Genomic DNA, 18,397 nt, shown 5'->3' with positions numbered 1-18,397 from the left:
TTGCTCTTTTGGGGGATACTATGGGGTCCGGTCTACGGCGACTGCTTGGGCTGTCCGCGTTTCTAGTGGCAATCCCGGCCGTGCTCGCGTCACAGCCAATTGCCAATAACAAGGCGCCGCCAGTCAATCCGGAGGTCGTTCAACTCACGCTGAACGGCGTCCGCTCGGTCAAGCGGGAAGACCTGCGAATGAACATCTCGACCGACGAGTCGAGCTGCAACAGCTTCGTCCTCGTCCCAATCTGCTGGATCAGCAAGTCCAAGTACTTCTACAAGCGGAAGTATCTCAACCACGCGGAGCTCAAGCGCGACGTGGTGCGCATAAAGGTGTTTTACTGGAAGCGCGGGTTCCGCGAAGCCCAGGTGGACACACTCGTCGCTGACCGCGGAACCGACAAAGTCGCGGTAACGTTCAACATCGTCGAAGGCCCGCCGACGCTCGTATCCGCCCTGGACGTCGTGCAGACTCAGCCGGTATTGAACGAGCGGGAGCTCACCCGACGTGTGGTACTTAGCAAGGGCACCCCCCTCAACCTCCTGCGGCTGGATACCACGGTCGCCCTCCTTCAGCAAAGCCTGTGGGACAAGGGCTACGCGGACGCCGTCGTCGACACCACGATCACCCTCGATTCAATGGCTCGTGCGGGTGCTATTCGCATCGACGTGGACCCGAAATGGAAAGCGACCATCGGGGAGATACTGATAGAGGGTGAGAACAACGTCAGTGAGAGGACTCTCCGGAAGGCGCTCACGATGACGCCCGGGGAGATTTTCAGGCGAGCCGAGGTGCTGAGGAGCCAGCGCGCGCTGTATGAATCGAACCTGTTCCGGCGCGCTGCGATCGAGGTCCCGAAGCAGGGTGACTCGAGCAAGATCATAGTGGTTACCGTGCAGGAGGCGCCACTGCGAGAGTCCCGCTTGAGCGCCGGATTCAACACAGTGGACTTCTTCCAGGTGGAGGGCCGGTTCACCCACTACAATTTCCGGGGCGGAGCCAAGCGACTCGAGCTGCAGGCCGTAGCGGGAAATCTCCTGGCGAGCTCACTGAACGGAAAATTCATTTTCCGTGATCTCACCGACAATGTGGGCAGCGATCGAGCGCGATACTTCGCGCCGACCTACAACCTGAGCGCCAATCTCCGTAAGCCGTGGTTCATCTCGCACGCCAACGAGCTCTCGTTGGGATTCTTCGGCCATCGCCGCACTGCACCCGGCATCTATGTGGACCGTGGATATGGCACCAGCGCGACGTTTACCCGCGTGGTCACCGACCGGGCGCCTGCGAGCGCGAACTATATTTTCGAGCTCACAAGGCTTGACGCCGGAGACGTGTACTTCTGCGTCAATTACGGAGTGTGCGACCAGCCGACTCTCTCGGCGCTGCGACAGCAGCAGCGGCTTTCGCCATTCACGCTGACTTCTTCGGTCGACAGGACGAACGATCCGTTCGAGCCAACGCATGGTTTCCGCGGGAAAGTGGACCTCGAGCATGCGTCGACCTTCACCTCCTCCGATTTCCGCTACAATCGGTCATCCATTGATGCCGCAGTGTTCCGGCCGTTCCGCAAGCGAGGTACACTTGGCGGCCACCTGCGACTCGGCTGGGTCGATGCGCTTGCGAGCACGTCGGAAGCGGTGGGCATCGGGGAACCGGTGGGCATTGGGATAGAGAGCGAGGCAGTCCTGCACCCCCGCAAGCGCTTTTATCTCGGCGGCTCACGGTCGGTGCGCGGGTATGGAGAGAATCAGCTGGGCCCGAGAATTCTCACGGTTCCACCGAGCAAACTTCGGAGCGGAACCGAGGCGTGCCCCGAGACGACTCCCATCACGGCCTGCAATCCCAACACGGCGTCGCTCAAGGATCGCGATTTCGAGCCGCGCCCGCTTGGCGGCAATGTCGTTCTCGAGGCAAGCGGGGAGCTGCGATTTCCGCTCCTTGGGGACAACGTGATCGGCGCGGCATTCGTTGATGTCGGCTACCTCGCCCAGAAGGTGAATCCCGCTCTTCCTAAGAGCAGGGCTGCCGTGACGCCCGGATTTGGCGCGCGATATATCTCTCCTGTCGGACCGATTCGCGTGGACTTTGGTATCAATCCCGGACTGGAGGAGACGCTTCCGGTCGTGACGGAGAGCGTCATAAATGGCGAGAAGCGCCTGGTGCTGCTCGAGCAGAGCCGCCGCTATCGGCCAGTGAGATCCGGCTTCAACGGCGTTCTCGACCGAATCACCCTACACTTGTCCATCGGCGAAGCATTCTGATGCGGAAGCATTTCATCCGCTCCATTGCAGTGATCGCGGTTGTCGCGCTGGTTGCCCTAATTGCCGTCTACGCCATAACGAGGACGGAATGGGGACACGAGCAGGTGCGGCGGCGGCTGCAGCCGGCGCTTCAGAACAACACGCACGGCATCCTGCGAATCGGCCGAATCTCCGGAAACCTTCTGGAGGGATTCACGGTCCACGACCTGACCATAACCGACAGCGCCGGCGCACCGTTCATAGACGTCGACTCGCTGACGACGAACTACGGTCTCAACACCCTGCGCCGGAAACACGTCGAGTTCGACAACCTGACGCTCTTCCATCCGGTCGTCGTGCTCGATCGGCAGCCAGGCGGCAAGTGGAACTATGACCGGATTTACCCCCGCGACACGATGACCCGGCAGGGCCCGCGACCAACGGGCTGGGGCACGTGGGTCCGCTTCACCGAGCTGATCATCCGTGACGGTGATCTGACGGTCAAATCTCCCTGGGAAGTGGACAACACGCTCAAGGGCGCAGCCGCAGCGGCAGCTTTCAAGAAATCGCTGAGCGAACAGGGCCGACTGCGCATCGTGAAAGTTCCCGGCGGTTATCAGAAAATCTCGTCATTTCACAGGATCCTCGCATATATGCCGCTTCTCAGGCTGGAGGATCCCGCCTACAAAACACGCTTTGCCGATGTCGCAGTGCTGAGCATGATGGCAGAGCCTTTCAAGCCGCCGACCATCGAGGTCAAGACCCTGCACGGGAAATTCGAGTTCACCTCCGACTCCGTGTGGTGGGCCAACGCGAGAGCAGCGCTGCCGAACAGTCGCATTGCGGGAGCAGGGCTTTACCACATCGACCCGAACAATCTTCATCTGCGGCTTCGCGCTGCGCCCGTCGCTACCGCGGATCTTCGGTGGGTCGATCCAGGCATTCCCGAGGATGGATCGGGCTCGCTCGATTTTGGGCTTGACTGGATTGGCAGGGAAAGCAGGTACTTGGCGCGCAGAGCCGACGTGCGACTCGAGCGCGCGCGCCTTCGCGGCGACCTCGGCCTGATCATGAATGACACGTTTGCGCTGCACGACACCAACCTCCGGGTCGCCAATCTCGACACGCGGCTCGTCCAGCGGATCTTTCCGTCGTTCAAGCCGCCGCGACATGGAATAGTGAACGGGCACGCGGAGCTGGCAGGCGGACAGCATGCGCTCGACGTGAACGGCGACATCACGTTCGACGAGCGACGGTCCGGACGGAGCCGCGTCGTGGCCCTCGGCAGAGTCGGGTTCGGGCCAGGGACATTCAACGCGACAAATCTCCGGCTGACGCTGCGCCCGCTGCAGGTCGATCTCGCCAAGGAATTCGCGCCCACCCTTCCCATGGCGGGAACGCTGACCGGGACCGCGACACTGAATGGATCGACTACGTCGCGGATGGTCGCGCGCGGCGACATCACACATTTGGATCGCGGCGCGCTATCGCGCGTAACTGGAACGGGCGCGTTCAGAACGGGGCGCGGCATCACGTTCGCCAATACCTGGATGGACGTTGATGCCCGGCTTCACCCGTTGTCCCTCGTGACGGTCGGAAGGTTCGCTCCGACGATTGGCCTGCGAGGGTCGGCGACCGGTCCAATCAGGATGACCGGGATGATGCGAGGCCTGTCGGTTCGCACCGACCTGGCATTCCCTGACGGCGGAACCGCAGCCATCACGGGGCGGCTCGACCTCGCGAGTGTGCAGAAGGGGTACGACGTGTCGCTCAGGACGGATCTGTTCAACGCCAATACGATAGTCGCCAAGGCACCGCGCACGTCCGTTACCGCGACGGCAACAGCTGTCGGACGCGGTTTCGATCCGGCCACGATGAATGCGCGGATTGTCGCGGACATTCAGGCGTCATCGTACGACACGCTGGCGATCAACTCGGCCAAAGTCAGAGTCTCGATGGCGAATGGCCTGGCGCGGATAGACACGCTGGCACTTGGCGTCCCCGAGGGGTTCGCCAGCGCCACAGGGACCTTCGGGCTCAAGCGAGGGACGAGCGGCGAGCTTCGCTATCACATCGCGATCGATTCGCTTCAGCAGATCGCGGGCTTTCTCCCGGCGCAACAGGGTGAGGTGCCGCCGCGTCCGGGGATTCTCAGGAAGCGGATCTCCCGCGCGCAGGCCGACTCCGCGCGACTGGCGGAGGCAACCGAAGTCGAGCGTGCAGTGACCGGAAGGGCGCCGGCTGCGCGTGCAGCGGTCGATACGCCGGGAGTCGTCCAGCGGGGAAAGCTTTCGGGCTCGTTCCGGGCGGATGGTGCGGCCACCGGCAACATCCACGACTTCGGTGCAACCGGAACGGCGAGCGGCGCGAACATCGTCGCATTGGGGAACACCGTGCAGGCTTTTCGCGCCGACTATTCGTGGACCAACGCACTGACACCGCAATCGCGGGTCATTATCAACGCGAATGCGAATGAGCTCACTACGGCGGGCTTCAATCTCGACAGCGTGCAGGTAAAGGTGAATTACCAGAAACCGCTGGGTACGCTCGCACTGGAGGTCCATCAGGATACGCAGAACGACTATGCCGCGAACGCCAATTTCGTCCTGAACAAGGATCGCAACGAGCTGCGGCTGAATGATCTCAGGCTGAGATTCGATACGACGGTCTGGGCCAGCACCCAACCCGCGGGAATCCACTGGGGCCCCCGAGGCATAGACGTCGAGCGACTGGAGCTGCGCAACACTCGCAACGGCCGGATCTTCGTGAATGGCCTGCTTCCGAAGGAAGGCGCAGCGAACTTCGAGATCGCCGTCGACAATTTCGCGGTCGAGGACCTTGTTTCGCTCGCTCAAAGTGACATCGATGCGCGCGGGCTCGTGTCGTTCGACATGCGCGCCGCCGGCACAGCGGCGAATCCAACCTTTAATGGCGCGTTTGGCACGCAGAACTTCATCTACAACGGAACGGCTGTGCCCGAGCTGCACGGGACCCTGCAGTATGCAAATCAAAACCTATCCGGCCGGGCAGAGGCGATGCGGCCGGGTCAGGGGACATTCCTTGTGGCGTCGGGAACGATTCCGATAAACCTCGCGTTCACCGGAGTCACGGGCTCGCGCTTCCCGACAGATCGCCAGATGGACCTCGCGATAAGAGCCGACAGCCTGCCGCTCGACATGGTACCGCAGCTGAACACCATCGTCACCAACGTGCGCGGCCACGCAGTGGCCAACGTCAAGGTCGGCGGAACGCTGCGCCGGCCCGAGATGACCGGCCAGGTCGTGTTCGACGACGCGGAAGCACGCGTCGTTCCCGCCGGTGTCAATCTCTCGCGGATTAACGGCTCGATCCGGATGCTGCGCGATACCATCGTCGTTGACTCCCTCGTGGCGTACAGCGAGGGTCGCATTGCGATTACCGGCGGACTCGGCATTGGCTCGTTCAGAAATCCGAGCTTCGATCTGAAGGGGCACGCGAACCGTGCGCTCGTTCTCGACAACGACAATGGCAGGCTCCTGGCGAGTGCCGACCTTTCGATCCTGGGACCCTTCAACGAGGCATACGTCAGCGGGGGACTGCGGATTCTGGACGGCGTCCTCCAGATCCCCGAGTCGGAAGGCAAGAAGCTGATCGCCCTCAATGACCCTGCCTTGTTCAGTGTCCTGGATACGGCAGTGTCGAGCAACAAGGAGATTTTCCCGACGCAGTCACCGCTTCTGGCGAATCTGCGGATGGACGTGAACCTCCGCGTGGATCGAGATGTCTTCGTGAGGTCCCGCGATGCGAACATCGAGGTGTACAGCGATGGCGATCTCGCGATTCATGTCAACAGGGCCAGGCAATCGCTGATATTCGACGGCGTGTTGCTGAGCGAGCGAGGCGAGTATCGCTTCCTCACCAAGCGGTTCGAGATCAAGCGTGGATCGGCAACGTTCATCAACATCGACGAGCTGAACCCCACGCTGCAGGTGACCGGCGCCTACGAGGTGCGGCTGCCCTCGCGTGAGGCGATCAACATCGAGATTCTCATCGGCGGCACGCTTCTCAATCCGCGCATCTCGCTGGAGAGCGATGCCCAGCCGCCAATTCCGCAGAGCGATATTCTGAGCTACCTCGCGTTCGGGCGGTCGTCATCGTCGCTGCTGCAGCTCGAGGCGTCGGGTGTGGGGAGCAGCAACAATCTCATCGGAGCGGGGGCCGCCCTTGCCGCCCAGCAGCTCGCGAGCGTGGCCCTCGGCGTCATCGCCGATGAGGCTGCAGGAGAGGCAGCACAGTCCCTCGGGGCTGACGTGTTCACCATCACGCCCGCCGACGTGCAGACCGACGTGGGCGGCTTCCTGCGAGGCACGGAGGTCGAGTTCGGCAAGTACATCAAGTCGCATACGTTTGTCGGGGTCCAGATCCGGCCCGATCCGGAGGCGTTGAAGCGTCCCGGCCTCTACCTTCAGCACCGCTTCGGTGGACTCAAAGGCTACCGTCTCGAGACGAGCTTCGAGCCGCGGTTCATTCTTCGCGAGCCGAGTCTCGCGCCGCAGGAGCCTTCGACGACGAGCGTCCTGGGCTTGTTCCTCATCCGCGAATGGCGCTTCTAACGCGTTAACAAGTTTGCTGTGATGATTTCACCGTGGCGTCTACTTTGTGGGACAAAGTACTTGTCAAAATAGATTCGCCGGCTAGATTATCCCGTCGGATGATCAAACGGAGAGACGCTTGACTGGTACGGGGGAACGTCCGGCGGCACTTGGCACCGGGCTCGCATGGTTCGCGGCGATCGCCGTTGCCGCGATTGGCGCTTACATCATGTTTGACGCCCTCCCCGGTGTGAACTGGGGAATCTGGACCGCCTTCGCCTCGCTTGGACTGGGTGTCGTGATGAGGGCGCGCAGCACGCTCAACAGCTCCTCCCTTCTCATGCTCGCCACCGCGACCGTCCTGGCCTCTGGAGCCTCGATCACCGCGGCCGAGTTTATCAACGCACTGAGTTTCGTCAGCGTGGTGCTCTTCCTCGCGCTTGCAATGCTATTCGCCGTCGGTCCCGGCCTCGAGCGCCTGACGGCGCCATTCGTCATCAGCGCTCCCTTCGTCGCTGCCGGCAATGCACTAGCCGAATCGTTCAGGCGGTTTGCGGATCTGTCCAACGTTTTTCGCTCGACGCGGTCGCGAGAAGCCGTGCGCGGAGCAGTCATCACGATTCCAGTCGTCCTCTTTTTCGCCCTTCTCCTTGCGAGCGCCGACCCTGTGTTCGGCAGCTGGCGGGACGAGATCGCTCGAATCATCGCCACCTGGGAGTTCATTCCGCGAACGATCTTCTTCTTCGTTCTGCTGGTAGTGACCCTCGGCGCCTACAGCTTTGCGGCTCTCCAGCCCATCAGACAGAGCTCGTCACTCTCACCAGTGTCCGGCAGCGACGGAGTTGGACGCTGGCTCGGAGCGACGGAACGGCTGATCCTCGTTTCCGGCGTCGCTGCGCTTTTCTGGCTCTTCATCGGTGTACAGCTCAGCTACCTCTTCGGCAACGCACCGAGCGTACCCGGCTCCGGAATCACTTTCGCCGAATACGCCCGGCGCGGGTTTGGCGAGCTCACGATAGTCGCCACCTGCTCCGTGATTCTCATCCTGGTGAGCGAGCGATTTGGCCGCGCGGACGGTCACGCGGGACGCATCAAGATCCTCACGCTGGCCATCCTGGTCGCCGTCCTGATCATGCTCGCATCGGCGTTTCACCGCGTGTCGTTGTACGAGGCCGCTTACGGATACACGGTCTCGCGACTGTATGCGCAGGTCTACATGCTGGTTCTTGCCGTGGCCTTGATTGCGCTGGCGGCCGGCATCCTCGGCACGCTCGACATCGGGGCGCTTTTTCGTCGCGTCTTCACTGTCGCCGTTGCCGCTTTCCTGGTTCTCGTGTTCTGGAACCACGAGGCGTGGATCGCGTCCGCGAATATGGACCGGGTTGCGACGACAGGAAAACTCGACGCCAGATACATCGCGCGTGATCTCTCATCTGACGCAATTCCGGTGATCGTTACACGACTGGCTTCCCTTCCCGAGCCGGTGCGGGGCCAGCTCCACGCTGAGCTGGTGGCGCGTTACGGCAACCCTCGTCGCCTGTCTCCCGACAGCTGGTTCGAGTGGAATCTCCGCCGCCAGCGGGCGCGCGAAGCGCTCCGGCGAATAGGTCTGCCCCGTACATCCTAGGGTTTTCCGTTCCGGCCGTACTCGTCCCAGAGGACAGCCATTGCGCTCATGCCCTTTCTGAAATTCTCGACGCTTATCCACTCGTCGGGAGCATGCGCGTTTTCTCCGGGCAGTCCGAATCCCACGAGAAGTACGGGGGTGCCGAGGATCCTCTCGAAATCGCCGACTACCGGGATCGATCCACCCTCGCCGACAATCACCGGATCTTTCTCGAACGCGGACTTGAGTGCTCGCCGAGCCGCGTCGAATATCGGCCCGTCGAGCTCAGCCCTCCACGGCCGTCCGCCGTGGAGATGTTTCACGTTAACCGTCACACCCTTCGGCGCGATGCGACGTACGTGTGCATCCATCAGCTTCTCGATTTCGGCGGGTTCCTGATCGGGTACTAGCCGGCAGCTGACCTTCGCCATTGCCTTCGCAGGAAGAACCGTCTTCGCTCCCTCGCCGGTGTAGCCGCTGAGAAGGCCGTTCACTTCGCAGGTGGGACGCGCCCATAATCGCTCGAGAACCGTGTAACCCTTCTCCCCGCCAAGGGCGGGAGCGCCGGCTTCCTTGCGGAACTCTTCCTCGTCGAACGGAAGCTTCTTCATCTGCTCGAGAACGCGGGGCTCCCAGTCGCGGACCCTGTCGTAAAACCCGTCGATCGCGATGTGCCCGTTGTCGTCGTGCATGGTCGCCAGGATTCGCGCCAGAGCTATCGCCGGATTCACCACGGCGCCTCCATAACTTCCGGAATGGAGATCGCACATCGGGCCCTGAACGTCGATCTGGAAGTACGCCAGCCCTCTCAGTGAGCTGAGAATGGACGGCTGGCCGGGCGCGAACATCGCTGAGTCGGAAATCACCGCCACGTCGGACTTGAGCAGCTCCTGGTTCTCGCTCACGAACTTCTCGAGGCTCGGGCTGCCGATCTCCTCCTCGCCCTCCGCAATCAGCACGATGTTGAGCGGCAGCTTTGACCGAGTGGCAAGGTGAGCCTCGATTGCCTTGACGTGAAGGAAGAGCTGGCCCTTATCGTCAACGGATCCGCGCGCAAAGATCTTCCCGTCGCGCACCGTCGGCTCGAATGGCGGCGACGTCCACAGATCGATCGGCTCGGCGGGCTGGACGTCGTAGTGACCGTAGACGAGCGCCGTCGGCGCGCCCGGCGCGTGGCGCCACTCAGCCACCACCACGGGATGACCGGCGGTCGGATAGATGCGCGCGGTCATGCCGCTTTTTTCTATGCACTCCTTCAGCCACTTAGCTGCGCGCGCGACATCTCCGCTGTGCTCCGACCTGGCACTTACACTCGGAATTCGCAGGAACTCGAACAATTCCTCCTGGATTCGCGCGTCGTGCTTCTCCAGATAGCTATTGAGGTCCGATGATCCGGCTGATTTCATGAATGGGTTCCGTTATTGTCGGCGACTGCTCCGTGGGACTCCGATGCGGGTCCCCAATCTGCAGTAGCGATGCCGCACCTGCGTTCACTCGCGGCAGGAAACTAACGTGCTGAGCCATACATGACCAAAGCTCGCGCCCCGATTACCACGGAGACACAGATTTCGGCGGGAGGAATAGTCTTCCGTCCGCTCGCGCGGCAGGGCTTCGAGATTGCTCTCATCTCAGTGGGCGAGCCACCGCGCTGGCAGCTGCCAAAGGGGCTGGTGGATGCGGGAGAGACGCCGGAAACAGCCGCAGTGCGCGAAGTTCGCGAGGAGGCCGGCCTCGAAGCTGAGATCGTCGAGAAGCTGAAGCTCGTCGAGTACTGGTATCAGGCGACCGTGGATGGAAGGCGCGTCAGGTACCACAAGTTCGTTCACTTCTTCCTCATGAGATACGTGTCGGGCGACGTCGCTGATCATGACCATGAGGTGAACGAGGCGCGATGGCTGGAAGTCGCCCAGGCAACCGGGACCATCGCATTCAAGAGCGAGCGAGCGGTGCTCGAGCAGGCAGCGACCTACATATTGCGGGATGCATAGCGAACCAGACGCGCACTCGCGTCCGATCCTGCTAACCGTCGATCGGTCAATCGGCCGATCGGTCAATCAGTCGATCGGCGCCTGACCATGCCGAACAGACTCGCCAACGAGACCAGCCCGTACCTTCTCCAGCACCGGGACAACCCGGTCGATTGGTATCCGTGGGGAGAGGAAGCGCTGTCCCGCGCGAGAAGCGAAGACCGGCCCATTCTTCTCAGCATCGGCTATGCGGCGTGTCACTGGTGCCACGTCATGGCCCACGAGTCGTTCGAGAATGAAGAGACTGCTGAGCTGATGAATCAGCTCTTCGTCAACATCAAGGTCGACCGCGAGGAGCGGCCGGATCTCGACAGCATCTATATGCAGGCCGTGCAGGCGCTCACCGGTCAGGGGGGCTGGCCAATGACGATGTTCCTGACGCCCGAGGGGGTGCCCTTCTTCGGCGGCACCTACTATCCGCCGGCAGATCGCCAGGGAATGCCGTCGTTCAGGCGTGTCATGCAGTCAGTGGCTGACGCATACACAAATCGCAGAGACGCAATCACCAGCACATCCGAACAGCTTCGGCAGATCTACGACGCGGATGCTCTTACAAGGACCGAAGGAGCACTGAACGCGCACACGCTCGAGCTTGCATACCGGTCGCACGCTCAGCGATACGACATCCGGCACGGCGGGTTCGGCGGCGCACCCAAGTTTCCGCCCACGATGTCGCTCGATTTCCTCCTGCGCTACTGGAAGCGAACGGGCACCACTTACGCACTGGAGATGGTCACCGAAACATTCCGCAGGATGTCGCGCGGCGGGCTGTACGATCAGATAGGCGGCGGTTTTCACCGGTATACCGTTGATGGGATCTGGATCGTCCCGCATTTCGAGAAAATGCTGTACGACAACGCGCTGCTCGTCCGACTGGGAGCACACCTGTGGCAGGCCACGAAGGACTCGGAGGTGCGGCGCGTCGTCAATGAGACGCTTACGTGGTTGAGACGCGAGATGACTTCGCCCGAAGGCGGCTTTTACTCTTCACTCGACGCCGACAGCGAAGGACACGAAGGCAAATTCTATGTCTGGACCGAGGAGGAGATCGATTCGCTCCTAGGCGAGGACTCGCCGCTTGTGAAGAATTACTTCGGAGTCACCTCCCGTGGGAATTTCGAGGGGAAGATTATTCCGAATGTCGCGGTCGATCCCGGCGTAACCGCAACGCGCAGCGGCCTTGGCACCGAGGAGCTGAGCAGACGCATCGAAACCGCGAAGGCGACCCTTTACGCCGAGCGGGCAAAGCGTGTCTGGCCCGGACGCGATGAAAAGATCCTCGCTTCGTGGAACGGACTCATGCTCCGGGGAGTTGCCACCGCCGCCAGAGCTTTTGGAGATCCGGAGCTTTTGCGACTCGCTCTCACGAACGGTGAGTTTCTGCATCGCGAGATGGCTCGTGACGGACGGGTGATGCGCTCGCACAAGAGCGGCGAAACACGCATACCGGGTTTTCTTGAGGATTACGCCGCGCTTGGACTCGGGTTCATCGCGTTATACGAGGCGACTTTCGATGATGTGTGGGTCGAGCGCGCGATGTCGATCACCGAATCGATGGTCCGCTGGTTCTGGGACGATTCGGCTGGCGCTTTCTTCGACACAGCCAGTGACGCGGAGCCGCTGATTACACGACCGCGGGATATCACGGACAACGCAATGCCTTCGGGAACGTCAATGGCTGCCGACCTGCTGCTCCATCTCGCAGATCTCACAAACGACAGCGCCATGCGTGAACGGGCTATGTCGGTTCTCGATGGAGCGGCTGAGCTTCTCACGAAGTTTCCTACGGGCTTTGGCCATCTGCTGGGAGTGGCCGACATGGCAGTACACGGTGCGGTTGAAGTCGCAATCGTTGGCGATAGTGCGAGCGAGGGAGTCAATCGGCTGGAACGCGAGGTCGCATCGCACTACGTTCCCTCGCTCGTGCTGGCGGGTGGCGGCGCCGATGGCAGCGAGCGGATCGACCTGCTCGCGGGACGGATGCCGCGCGGCGGGATTCCTACGGCGTACGTCTGCCGCGCGTACACTTGTGACGAGCCGGCTACCGACACTGCTCGACTCGGGGAGCAGCTCGAGGCAGCGGGCAGCGCCAGACGAATAAGCACCCCGGAGGGATGAATGGAACGGACGAATCGGATTGCTCAGATCTACGGTTATGCAGTCTGTCTCGTGGCGATCATTGCTGTCCTGATCTCCGTCACGCAGATCGTCAACGCTGCCTTCAATCTCGTTAGTCCGCTTCGCGCTGAAGGGTATGGACGAGGCGGCCCGCTCACGTCGTACACAGCGTACAAGCGAGAGCAGCTGCAGCGAGTCAACGCCCCGGAGCGGGCGCGCGCCGGTGTCGCTGCCCGCGATTCCGGCGCAGTGCCGACCGATGCCGAGATTCGACAGATGTACGAGGACGAACGGCTCGAGCAAATCGGCAATGTGCGGTTCCGGGCAATGAGAACTCTTGTCACGAGCACGCTGCTGATCATCATCGCATCGGGCCTATTTTTCATGCACTGGCGATGGCTGCGGCGGGAAGACCAGACAGCCTGAACGAGGTAAGGCCATCGTTCACACGCGGCATATTCGCCGGCGTCGTGCACGATGAGCTGTTGTTCCCCTACCCCGAGCCGCTCGACCGTCGCAATCCCGACGAGGCCTCCCTTGTGCGCCGACTGGCTGGTGAGCTCGACCGCATGCAGCGGAGCGGGCTCATTGACTCGGCACGGATGGATGAAGAGGAGACCATAAGTGATGATCTCCTGGCGGAGTTCGGGCGCGTCGGAATGCTGGGACTCACCGTGCCTCGACGCTACGGCGGCCTGGAGCTCTCCGCTACGGGCTACGCTCGCATCTTCGAGCACCTTTCGTCGATCGACGCATCGCTCGGTGTGCTGATCGGCGTCCACTGCGGTCTCGGCTCAAAGGCAATCGTGCTCTATGGCACCGAGGAGCAGAAACAGCGCTATCTGCCGGTGCTTGCCAGCGGCGAGACGCTGGCGGCATACGCACTCACTGAGCCGGAGACCGGTTCGGATGCACAGAACATCCAGACACGGGCCGAGCTCAGCTCCGACGGAAGACGCTGGGTACTGAACGGCCACAAGATCTGGATCGGCAATGCGCATCGCGCCGGCGTGATAGCGACGTTCGCGCAGACTCCGGTGGAGAGACGGGGCGAAACAGTCGCTCGTCTTACCGCATTCATTATTACTCCTGACATGCCGGGATTTCGAGTTCTCGGAACGGTGCGCAAGCTTGGCGTTCGCGGGTCGACGCAGGCGGAGCTCCTATACGAGAATCTCGAGGTTCCCGCCGAGAATGTTCTTGGGACCGTGGGAAAAGGGTTTGCCGTCGCCGTCCACGTTCTGAATGCCGGGCGGCTCACTCTCGCTGCAGGCTGCACCGGAGGATCGAAGCGGGTTCTGGGTGAGATGGCGACGTACGCCGAGCAGCGAGTCCAGTTTGGCCATCCGCTCGCGCACTTCGAGATAACCCAGCGAAAGCTCTCTCAGCTTGCCGCGAAAGTTTACGCGTGCGACGCGATGCTTGGTGTGCTTGCGTCGCTCGCTGATTCGCCGGCGGCAGACTTTGCACTCGAGGCGGCGTGCACGAAGGTTTTCGCCAGCGATTTGATCTGGAGTGCTTGCGACGAGATGGTGCAGGTGGCCGGCGGCCGGGGATACGTCAAGCCGTTTCCGTATGAGCGAATGCTGCGTGACTCGAGGATCAATCGGATCTTCGAGGGCGCCAACGAAGTGCTGCGACTGTTCATCGCGTTGAACGGCGTGCAGGGACCGGCCGAATCGCTGAAGGAGGTGGGCACGGCGCTCCGACAACCGCTGCGTAACCTCGGATTGCTTAGCGGCTTTGCCAGATCACGCATTCGGAGCATGCTCGGCGCGAGTGCGACACTCGATGCACGCATTCATCCCCGGCTCGCCGGGCACAAGTCGTACTTCGAGAAGCACGTTGCGGAGCTGAAGGGTGCCACCGATCGGGTGATTTTCAGGCACCGCACGGCAATCGTCGAGAGACAGTTCGTCCTCGAGCGGCTGGCAAACATGGCAATCGAGCTGGTCGCCACGGCGTGCGTAATCTCGCGGACGCAGAGTCTCATAGAGGAGCACGGGCCCGAAGCGTCCGAGCGGGAGATTCAGCTATGCGATCTCTTCTGCGTGGAATCAGGTCACCGCTTCAGAGCCAATCGCATTGCACTCGAGGGTCGCGAAGAGGACGTGGACGCAACCCGCCGCGGCGTGGCGGCAATAATAAGAGACGAGAAACGTTACTTCGTGAAGGACGCGATCCTGGACATCTGACGAGCGCTCAGATGTCCGAGCAGCTGCGAAGAATCGTCCCGCAATTCCGGCACATCAGCTTGCACTTGATCTCGACGATGTCGGCGGAGCCACACACATCACACACTTCAGGCTCGGCGTTCACTCGAAATCGAGTGACAGATCCATCGCTTTAGCCGAGTGCGTCAGCGCGCCAACAGAGATCCAGTCTACACCCGTCTCGGCAATTGCCCTCGCGCTCTCCAGGGTTACTCCTCCAGATGCCTCCGTCACCGCTCGACCGTTGATGAGTTGCACTGCTTCACGCATCATCGGCTCATTCATGTTGTCGAGCATGATGACCTCGGCTTCGGCAACGAGCGCTGATCGAACCTGGTCCAGATCGTCGCACTCCACCTCGACCGGCGTTCCCACGGGCGCCAGCTCGCGGCTTCGGCGTACGGCCAGCTCGATGTCTCCGTCCACAGCCGCCAGATGGTTGTCCTTGATGAGCACGGCCGAGGAGAGATCGATTCGGTGATTCATGCCCCCTCCCGCCCGCACCGCGTATTTCTCGAGCCGTCGCCAACCCGGTGTCGTCTTCCGTGTATCGAGGATTTTCACGCCGGTTCCCTTCACTGCATCGACATACTTCCGGGTGAGCGACGCGACTCCCGACAGCCGCTGCATGAAATTGAGCGCCACCCGCTCCGCCGAGAGAAGCCCGCGGGCGTGTCCGGTGACGAAGATTACGGGCGTCGCAGCGTTGACGCGCTGTCCATCGCGCACCGCCGCGCGCACCGATGCCTTGGGGTCGCGCTGCCGGAACGCCTCGCGCGCCAGAGGAATCCCAGTGATGACTCCGGCTTCGCGCGCCACTATGACGCATCGCTGCCGTCGGTCGGAGACAATAGTCGCGATACTCGTCAGGTCGTTCGCGGCGCCGTCTTCTTCGAGCGCGTCCCGAACCAGAGTGGTGGTCATTAATCTGGCGTAAGGGAATCGAAGCCCCCTCACCGGCGCGAATCCGCGCTCAGCCAATGCCGCAATCCGCCGGGGTCGCCTTATTGCGGGCATTTGCAGTTATTCACCCGGATCGTCGGTCGTTTCCGGTTTCGGCGAGAGGGGCCTGTTTCCACCGATGGCGATCATCCGCTCGATCGCCCGCCGCGCCCGCGCGGCAGTCTCCGGCTCGACCGTGATATGATGCTCGAGTCGCTCGATCGAGCGCAGCACCTTTGGAAGCGTCGTCACCTTCATGAAAGCGCATACTGCCAGATCGTTCGCGGGGAAGAATCGCTTCGTCGGATTCTCCCGTCGCAGGCGGTGCAGAATCCCCACCTCCGTCGCGACGATGAATTCTTCCGCATCCGATATGCGGGGTCGATTGATCATCCCCTCGGTGGAAAGGATCTGTACACCCTCAGGATCCACGTCGCCCGCAGACACCGCTTCTACTGCGCTCGTCGCACACCCACACTCCGGGTGAATCAGAAATTCTGCACCTGGATGCTGCGCGCGGCGCTGATTGATGTGCTCGGGATCTATCCCGGCGTGCACATGACACTCGCCCATCCAGACATGCATGTTCTTCCGGCCCGTTACACGTCGCACGTGTGCGCCCAGGAACATGTCCGGTAGAAACAGTATCTCCGTTTCCAGTGGTATGGAGTTCACGATCTCCACCGCATTCCCCGACGTGCAGCAGTAGTCGCTTTCCGCTTTGACGTCGGCCGTCGTGTTGACGTAAGACACAACCACAGCTCCCGGATGCTCGGCTTTCCACTCCCGGAGCTGGTCGCCGTCAATCGTGGCGGCCAGCGAGCATCCTGCTGCGAGGTCCGGGAGCAGCACCATCTTCTGAGGTGACAGAATCGCGGCCGTCTCAGCCATGAAATGCACGCCACAGAAGACGATGATCTCGGCGTCGGTCTTCGCCGCCTCCCGACTCAGCCCGAGCGAGTCTCCAACGAAGTCAGCAACGTCCTGGACTTCGGGGCGCTCGTAGTTGTGAGCGAGAATTACGGCGCTCCGCTCGCGCGCGCGATGCTTGATCTCCGCCTGAAGCTCGGTGAAGTCTCTCGCTGCGCCCGCGCTTTTGCCGTCCGTCGCTGTTGTGGTCATATCACCATTCTATGTGACGGCCGCGCCATTTGCGCTTCGACCGGGGGAAGTCGCTGCGGTAATGTCCGCCGCGCGACTCCTTACGGAGAAGCGCTGCGTCTGCAATCAATCGCGCGGTCTGCACCATGTTGGCCTCTTCCGTGGCGCCCGTCGGAAGCCGCTGCTCTATGGCATCGAGCAGCGACAGGCACTCGCGAAGTCCTACGGCAGTACGGGCGATGCCCGCGTGCTCCCACATCACGCTCCGGATATCGTCAGCGGCGACCTGCGCGGCTCCGCGGTCGACGAGCGGCGGAGCCTCCCATTTCTTTGATCTGGGGGCGCCCTTAAGAGCGGGCCGGGTAATCATGTCACGCGCGACCCGTTCCGCGAACACCAGACCCTCGAGCAGCGAGTTCGATGCCAGCCGGTTGGCGCCGTGTACTCCGGTACGCGAGACCTCGCCGCAGGCGTAGAGCCGCTCGAGACTTGAGCGTCCGCTCAGGTCGGTGACAATGCCGCCCATCATGTAGTGAGCCGCAGGGATGACGGGAATCAGGTCCTTCGCCGGATTGATTCCGCGCGCGCGACAAAGTGCAAAGATTCCGGGGAACCGCTTTCTGAATGACGCGCCGAGCTTCCGTGCATCCAGCCAGACCCGGCTTCCCCTCGCGCGCTCCCGGAAAATCTCCCGCGCCACCACGTCGCGTGGTGCGAGCTCGGCCAACCTGTGCCGCTTCAGCATGAACCGCATTCCCTCGTCGTTCAGCAGCACCGCTCCTTCACCGCGCACTGCTTCGGAGATCAAAGCGAGAGGATTCTCCGGCGTCTCGAGCGCCGTCGGATGAAACTGCACGAATTCCATGTCGGCCAGAGTCGCGCCTCCCCGCTGCGCGATCGCATAGCCGTCTCCCGTTGCCACCTGCGGATTTGTCGTGTAGCGATACACCTGGCCACACCCGCCGGTGGCGAGGACTGTGGCATCCGCGATGATGTCAGCCGGTTCTCCGGCTACGGTTGCGCGTACTCCGTGACACCGGCCGTTCGCGACGATGAGATCGAGCACGCGCGTTCGTTCCAGAACTTCTATGCGCTTGCTGTGGCTCACCCGGTCGATCAATGTGCGCGCTACTTCTGCGCCGGTCTGGTCTCCCTGAGCGTGCACGATCCGCCGCCGTGAATGCGCTGCCTCGCGGCCTAGCTTGAAATCTCCGCCAGGCTCGAGATCGAAGCGCGCACCGGCCGTCTGCAGCTCACGCACGCGTGCCGGGCCTTCCTCGACGAGTATCTCTACCGCCTCCGCGTCGCATAACGCTGCGCCGGCAGCCAGCGTGTCGCGCCTGTGGAGCTCCGGCGAATCTCCTGCACCGAGCGCTGCAGCGATTCCGCCCTGAGCGTAGGCTGTCGCGCTGTCGAAGAGCGACCGCTTGGTGAGCACCAGCACCTCGGCTTCGGACGATGCGCGAAGCGCCGTATGCAGGCCCGCAACGCCGCTTCCAACAACGAGAAAGCGTGTACGGATGCGGTCTGGCATAGAGTGAAATCAATGGGGAACCAGTAGCGATAGAAAGGGGCGCCGCTG

General features: G+C 62.0%; 11 protein-coding genes. 7 read left to right on the top strand and 4 right to left on the bottom strand.

Features of this window, described 5'->3' with window-relative positions:
• Positions 1–65: 65 nt before the first annotated feature.
• The 3 genes from VES88_17440 to VES88_17430 all read left to right on the top strand — a co-directional run bounded on the left by VES88_17440 (position 66) and on the right by VES88_17430 (position 8,435).
• Positions 66–2,258: a BamA/TamA family outer membrane protein gene (locus tag VES88_17440; GenBank protein HYN83266.1), complete on the top strand. Its 2,193-nt coding sequence runs from the start codon at positions 66–68 to the stop codon at positions 2,256–2,258.
• The gene (locus VES88_17435; GenBank protein ID HYN83265.1) at positions 2,258–6,829 is read left to right on the top strand and encodes a translocation/assembly module TamB domain-containing protein; all 4,572 of its coding nucleotides are present in this window, start codon (positions 2,258–2,260) and stop codon (positions 6,827–6,829) included. The genes VES88_17440 and VES88_17435 overlap by 1 nt, the downstream gene beginning before the upstream one ends.
• A gap of 118 nt (positions 6,830–6,947) precedes the next feature.
• The gene (locus tag VES88_17430; protein ID HYN83264.1) at positions 6,948–8,435 is read left to right on the top strand and encodes a DUF4173 domain-containing protein; all 1,488 of its coding nucleotides are present in this window, start codon (positions 6,948–6,950) and stop codon (positions 8,433–8,435) included.
• Here the strand turns inward: VES88_17430 and VES88_17425 are convergent.
• A complete protein-coding gene (locus VES88_17425) occupies positions 8,432–9,820 on the bottom strand; it encodes a dipeptidase (protein HYN83263.1) in 1,389 nt (462 codons plus the stop codon). The genes VES88_17430 and VES88_17425 overlap by 4 nt on opposite strands.
• A gap of 120 nt (positions 9,821–9,940) precedes the next feature.
• Here VES88_17425 and VES88_17420 point away from each other — a divergent pair, with 120 nt between their 5' ends.
• The 4 genes from VES88_17420 (at position 9,941) to VES88_17405 (ending at position 14,754) form a co-directional block, all read left to right on the top strand.
• Positions 9,941–10,402 (top strand): NUDIX domain-containing protein, encoded by a 462-nt coding sequence (locus tag VES88_17420; GenBank protein ID HYN83262.1) that lies wholly within the window; start codon positions 9,941–9,943, stop codon positions 10,400–10,402.
• A gap of 87 nt (positions 10,403–10,489) precedes the next feature.
• On the top strand, positions 10,490–12,559 hold the full coding sequence (locus VES88_17415; GenBank protein HYN83261.1) for a thioredoxin domain-containing protein: 2,070 nt from the start codon (positions 10,490–10,492) through the stop codon (positions 12,557–12,559).
• A complete protein-coding gene (locus VES88_17410) occupies positions 12,560–12,985 on the top strand; it encodes a hypothetical protein (protein ID HYN83260.1) in 426 nt (141 codons plus the stop codon).
• Positions 12,955–14,754, top strand: coding sequence for an acyl-CoA dehydrogenase family protein (locus tag VES88_17405; protein ID HYN83259.1), 1,800 nt, complete (start codon positions 12,955–12,957; stop codon positions 14,752–14,754). Before VES88_17410 ends, VES88_17405 begins: the two co-directional genes overlap by 31 nt.
• 120 nt (positions 14,755–14,874) lie before the next feature.
• On the opposite strand, the gene nadC is transcribed toward VES88_17405, so the two are convergent.
• From nadC to VES88_17390, 3 genes are read right to left on the bottom strand one after another with little or no spacing between them, the layout of a single operon-like run.
• The gene (gene nadC, locus VES88_17400; GenBank protein HYN83258.1) at positions 14,875–15,753 is read right to left on the bottom strand and encodes a carboxylating nicotinate-nucleotide diphosphorylase; all 879 of its coding nucleotides are present in this window, start codon (positions 15,751–15,753) and stop codon (positions 14,875–14,877) included.
• 42 nt (positions 15,754–15,795) lie between these two features.
• Positions 15,796–16,836 (bottom strand): quinolinate synthase NadA, encoded by a 1,041-nt coding sequence (gene nadA / locus VES88_17395; GenBank protein ID HYN83257.1) that lies wholly within the window; start codon positions 16,834–16,836, stop codon positions 15,796–15,798.
• Position 16,837: 1 nt separating this feature from the next.
• On the bottom strand, positions 16,838–18,349 hold the full coding sequence (locus VES88_17390) for an L-aspartate oxidase (protein HYN83256.1): 1,512 nt from the start codon (positions 18,347–18,349) through the stop codon (positions 16,838–16,840).
• Positions 18,350–18,397: the final 48 nt, after the last annotated feature.

It is taken from the genome of Gemmatimonadaceae bacterium (assembly GCA_035633115.1).
Classification (GTDB): Bacteria; Gemmatimonadota; Gemmatimonadetes; order Gemmatimonadales; family Gemmatimonadaceae; genus UBA4720.
Note: the sequence above shows the minus strand (reverse complement) of the source record. Positions and strands in the feature narration are given on the sequence as shown.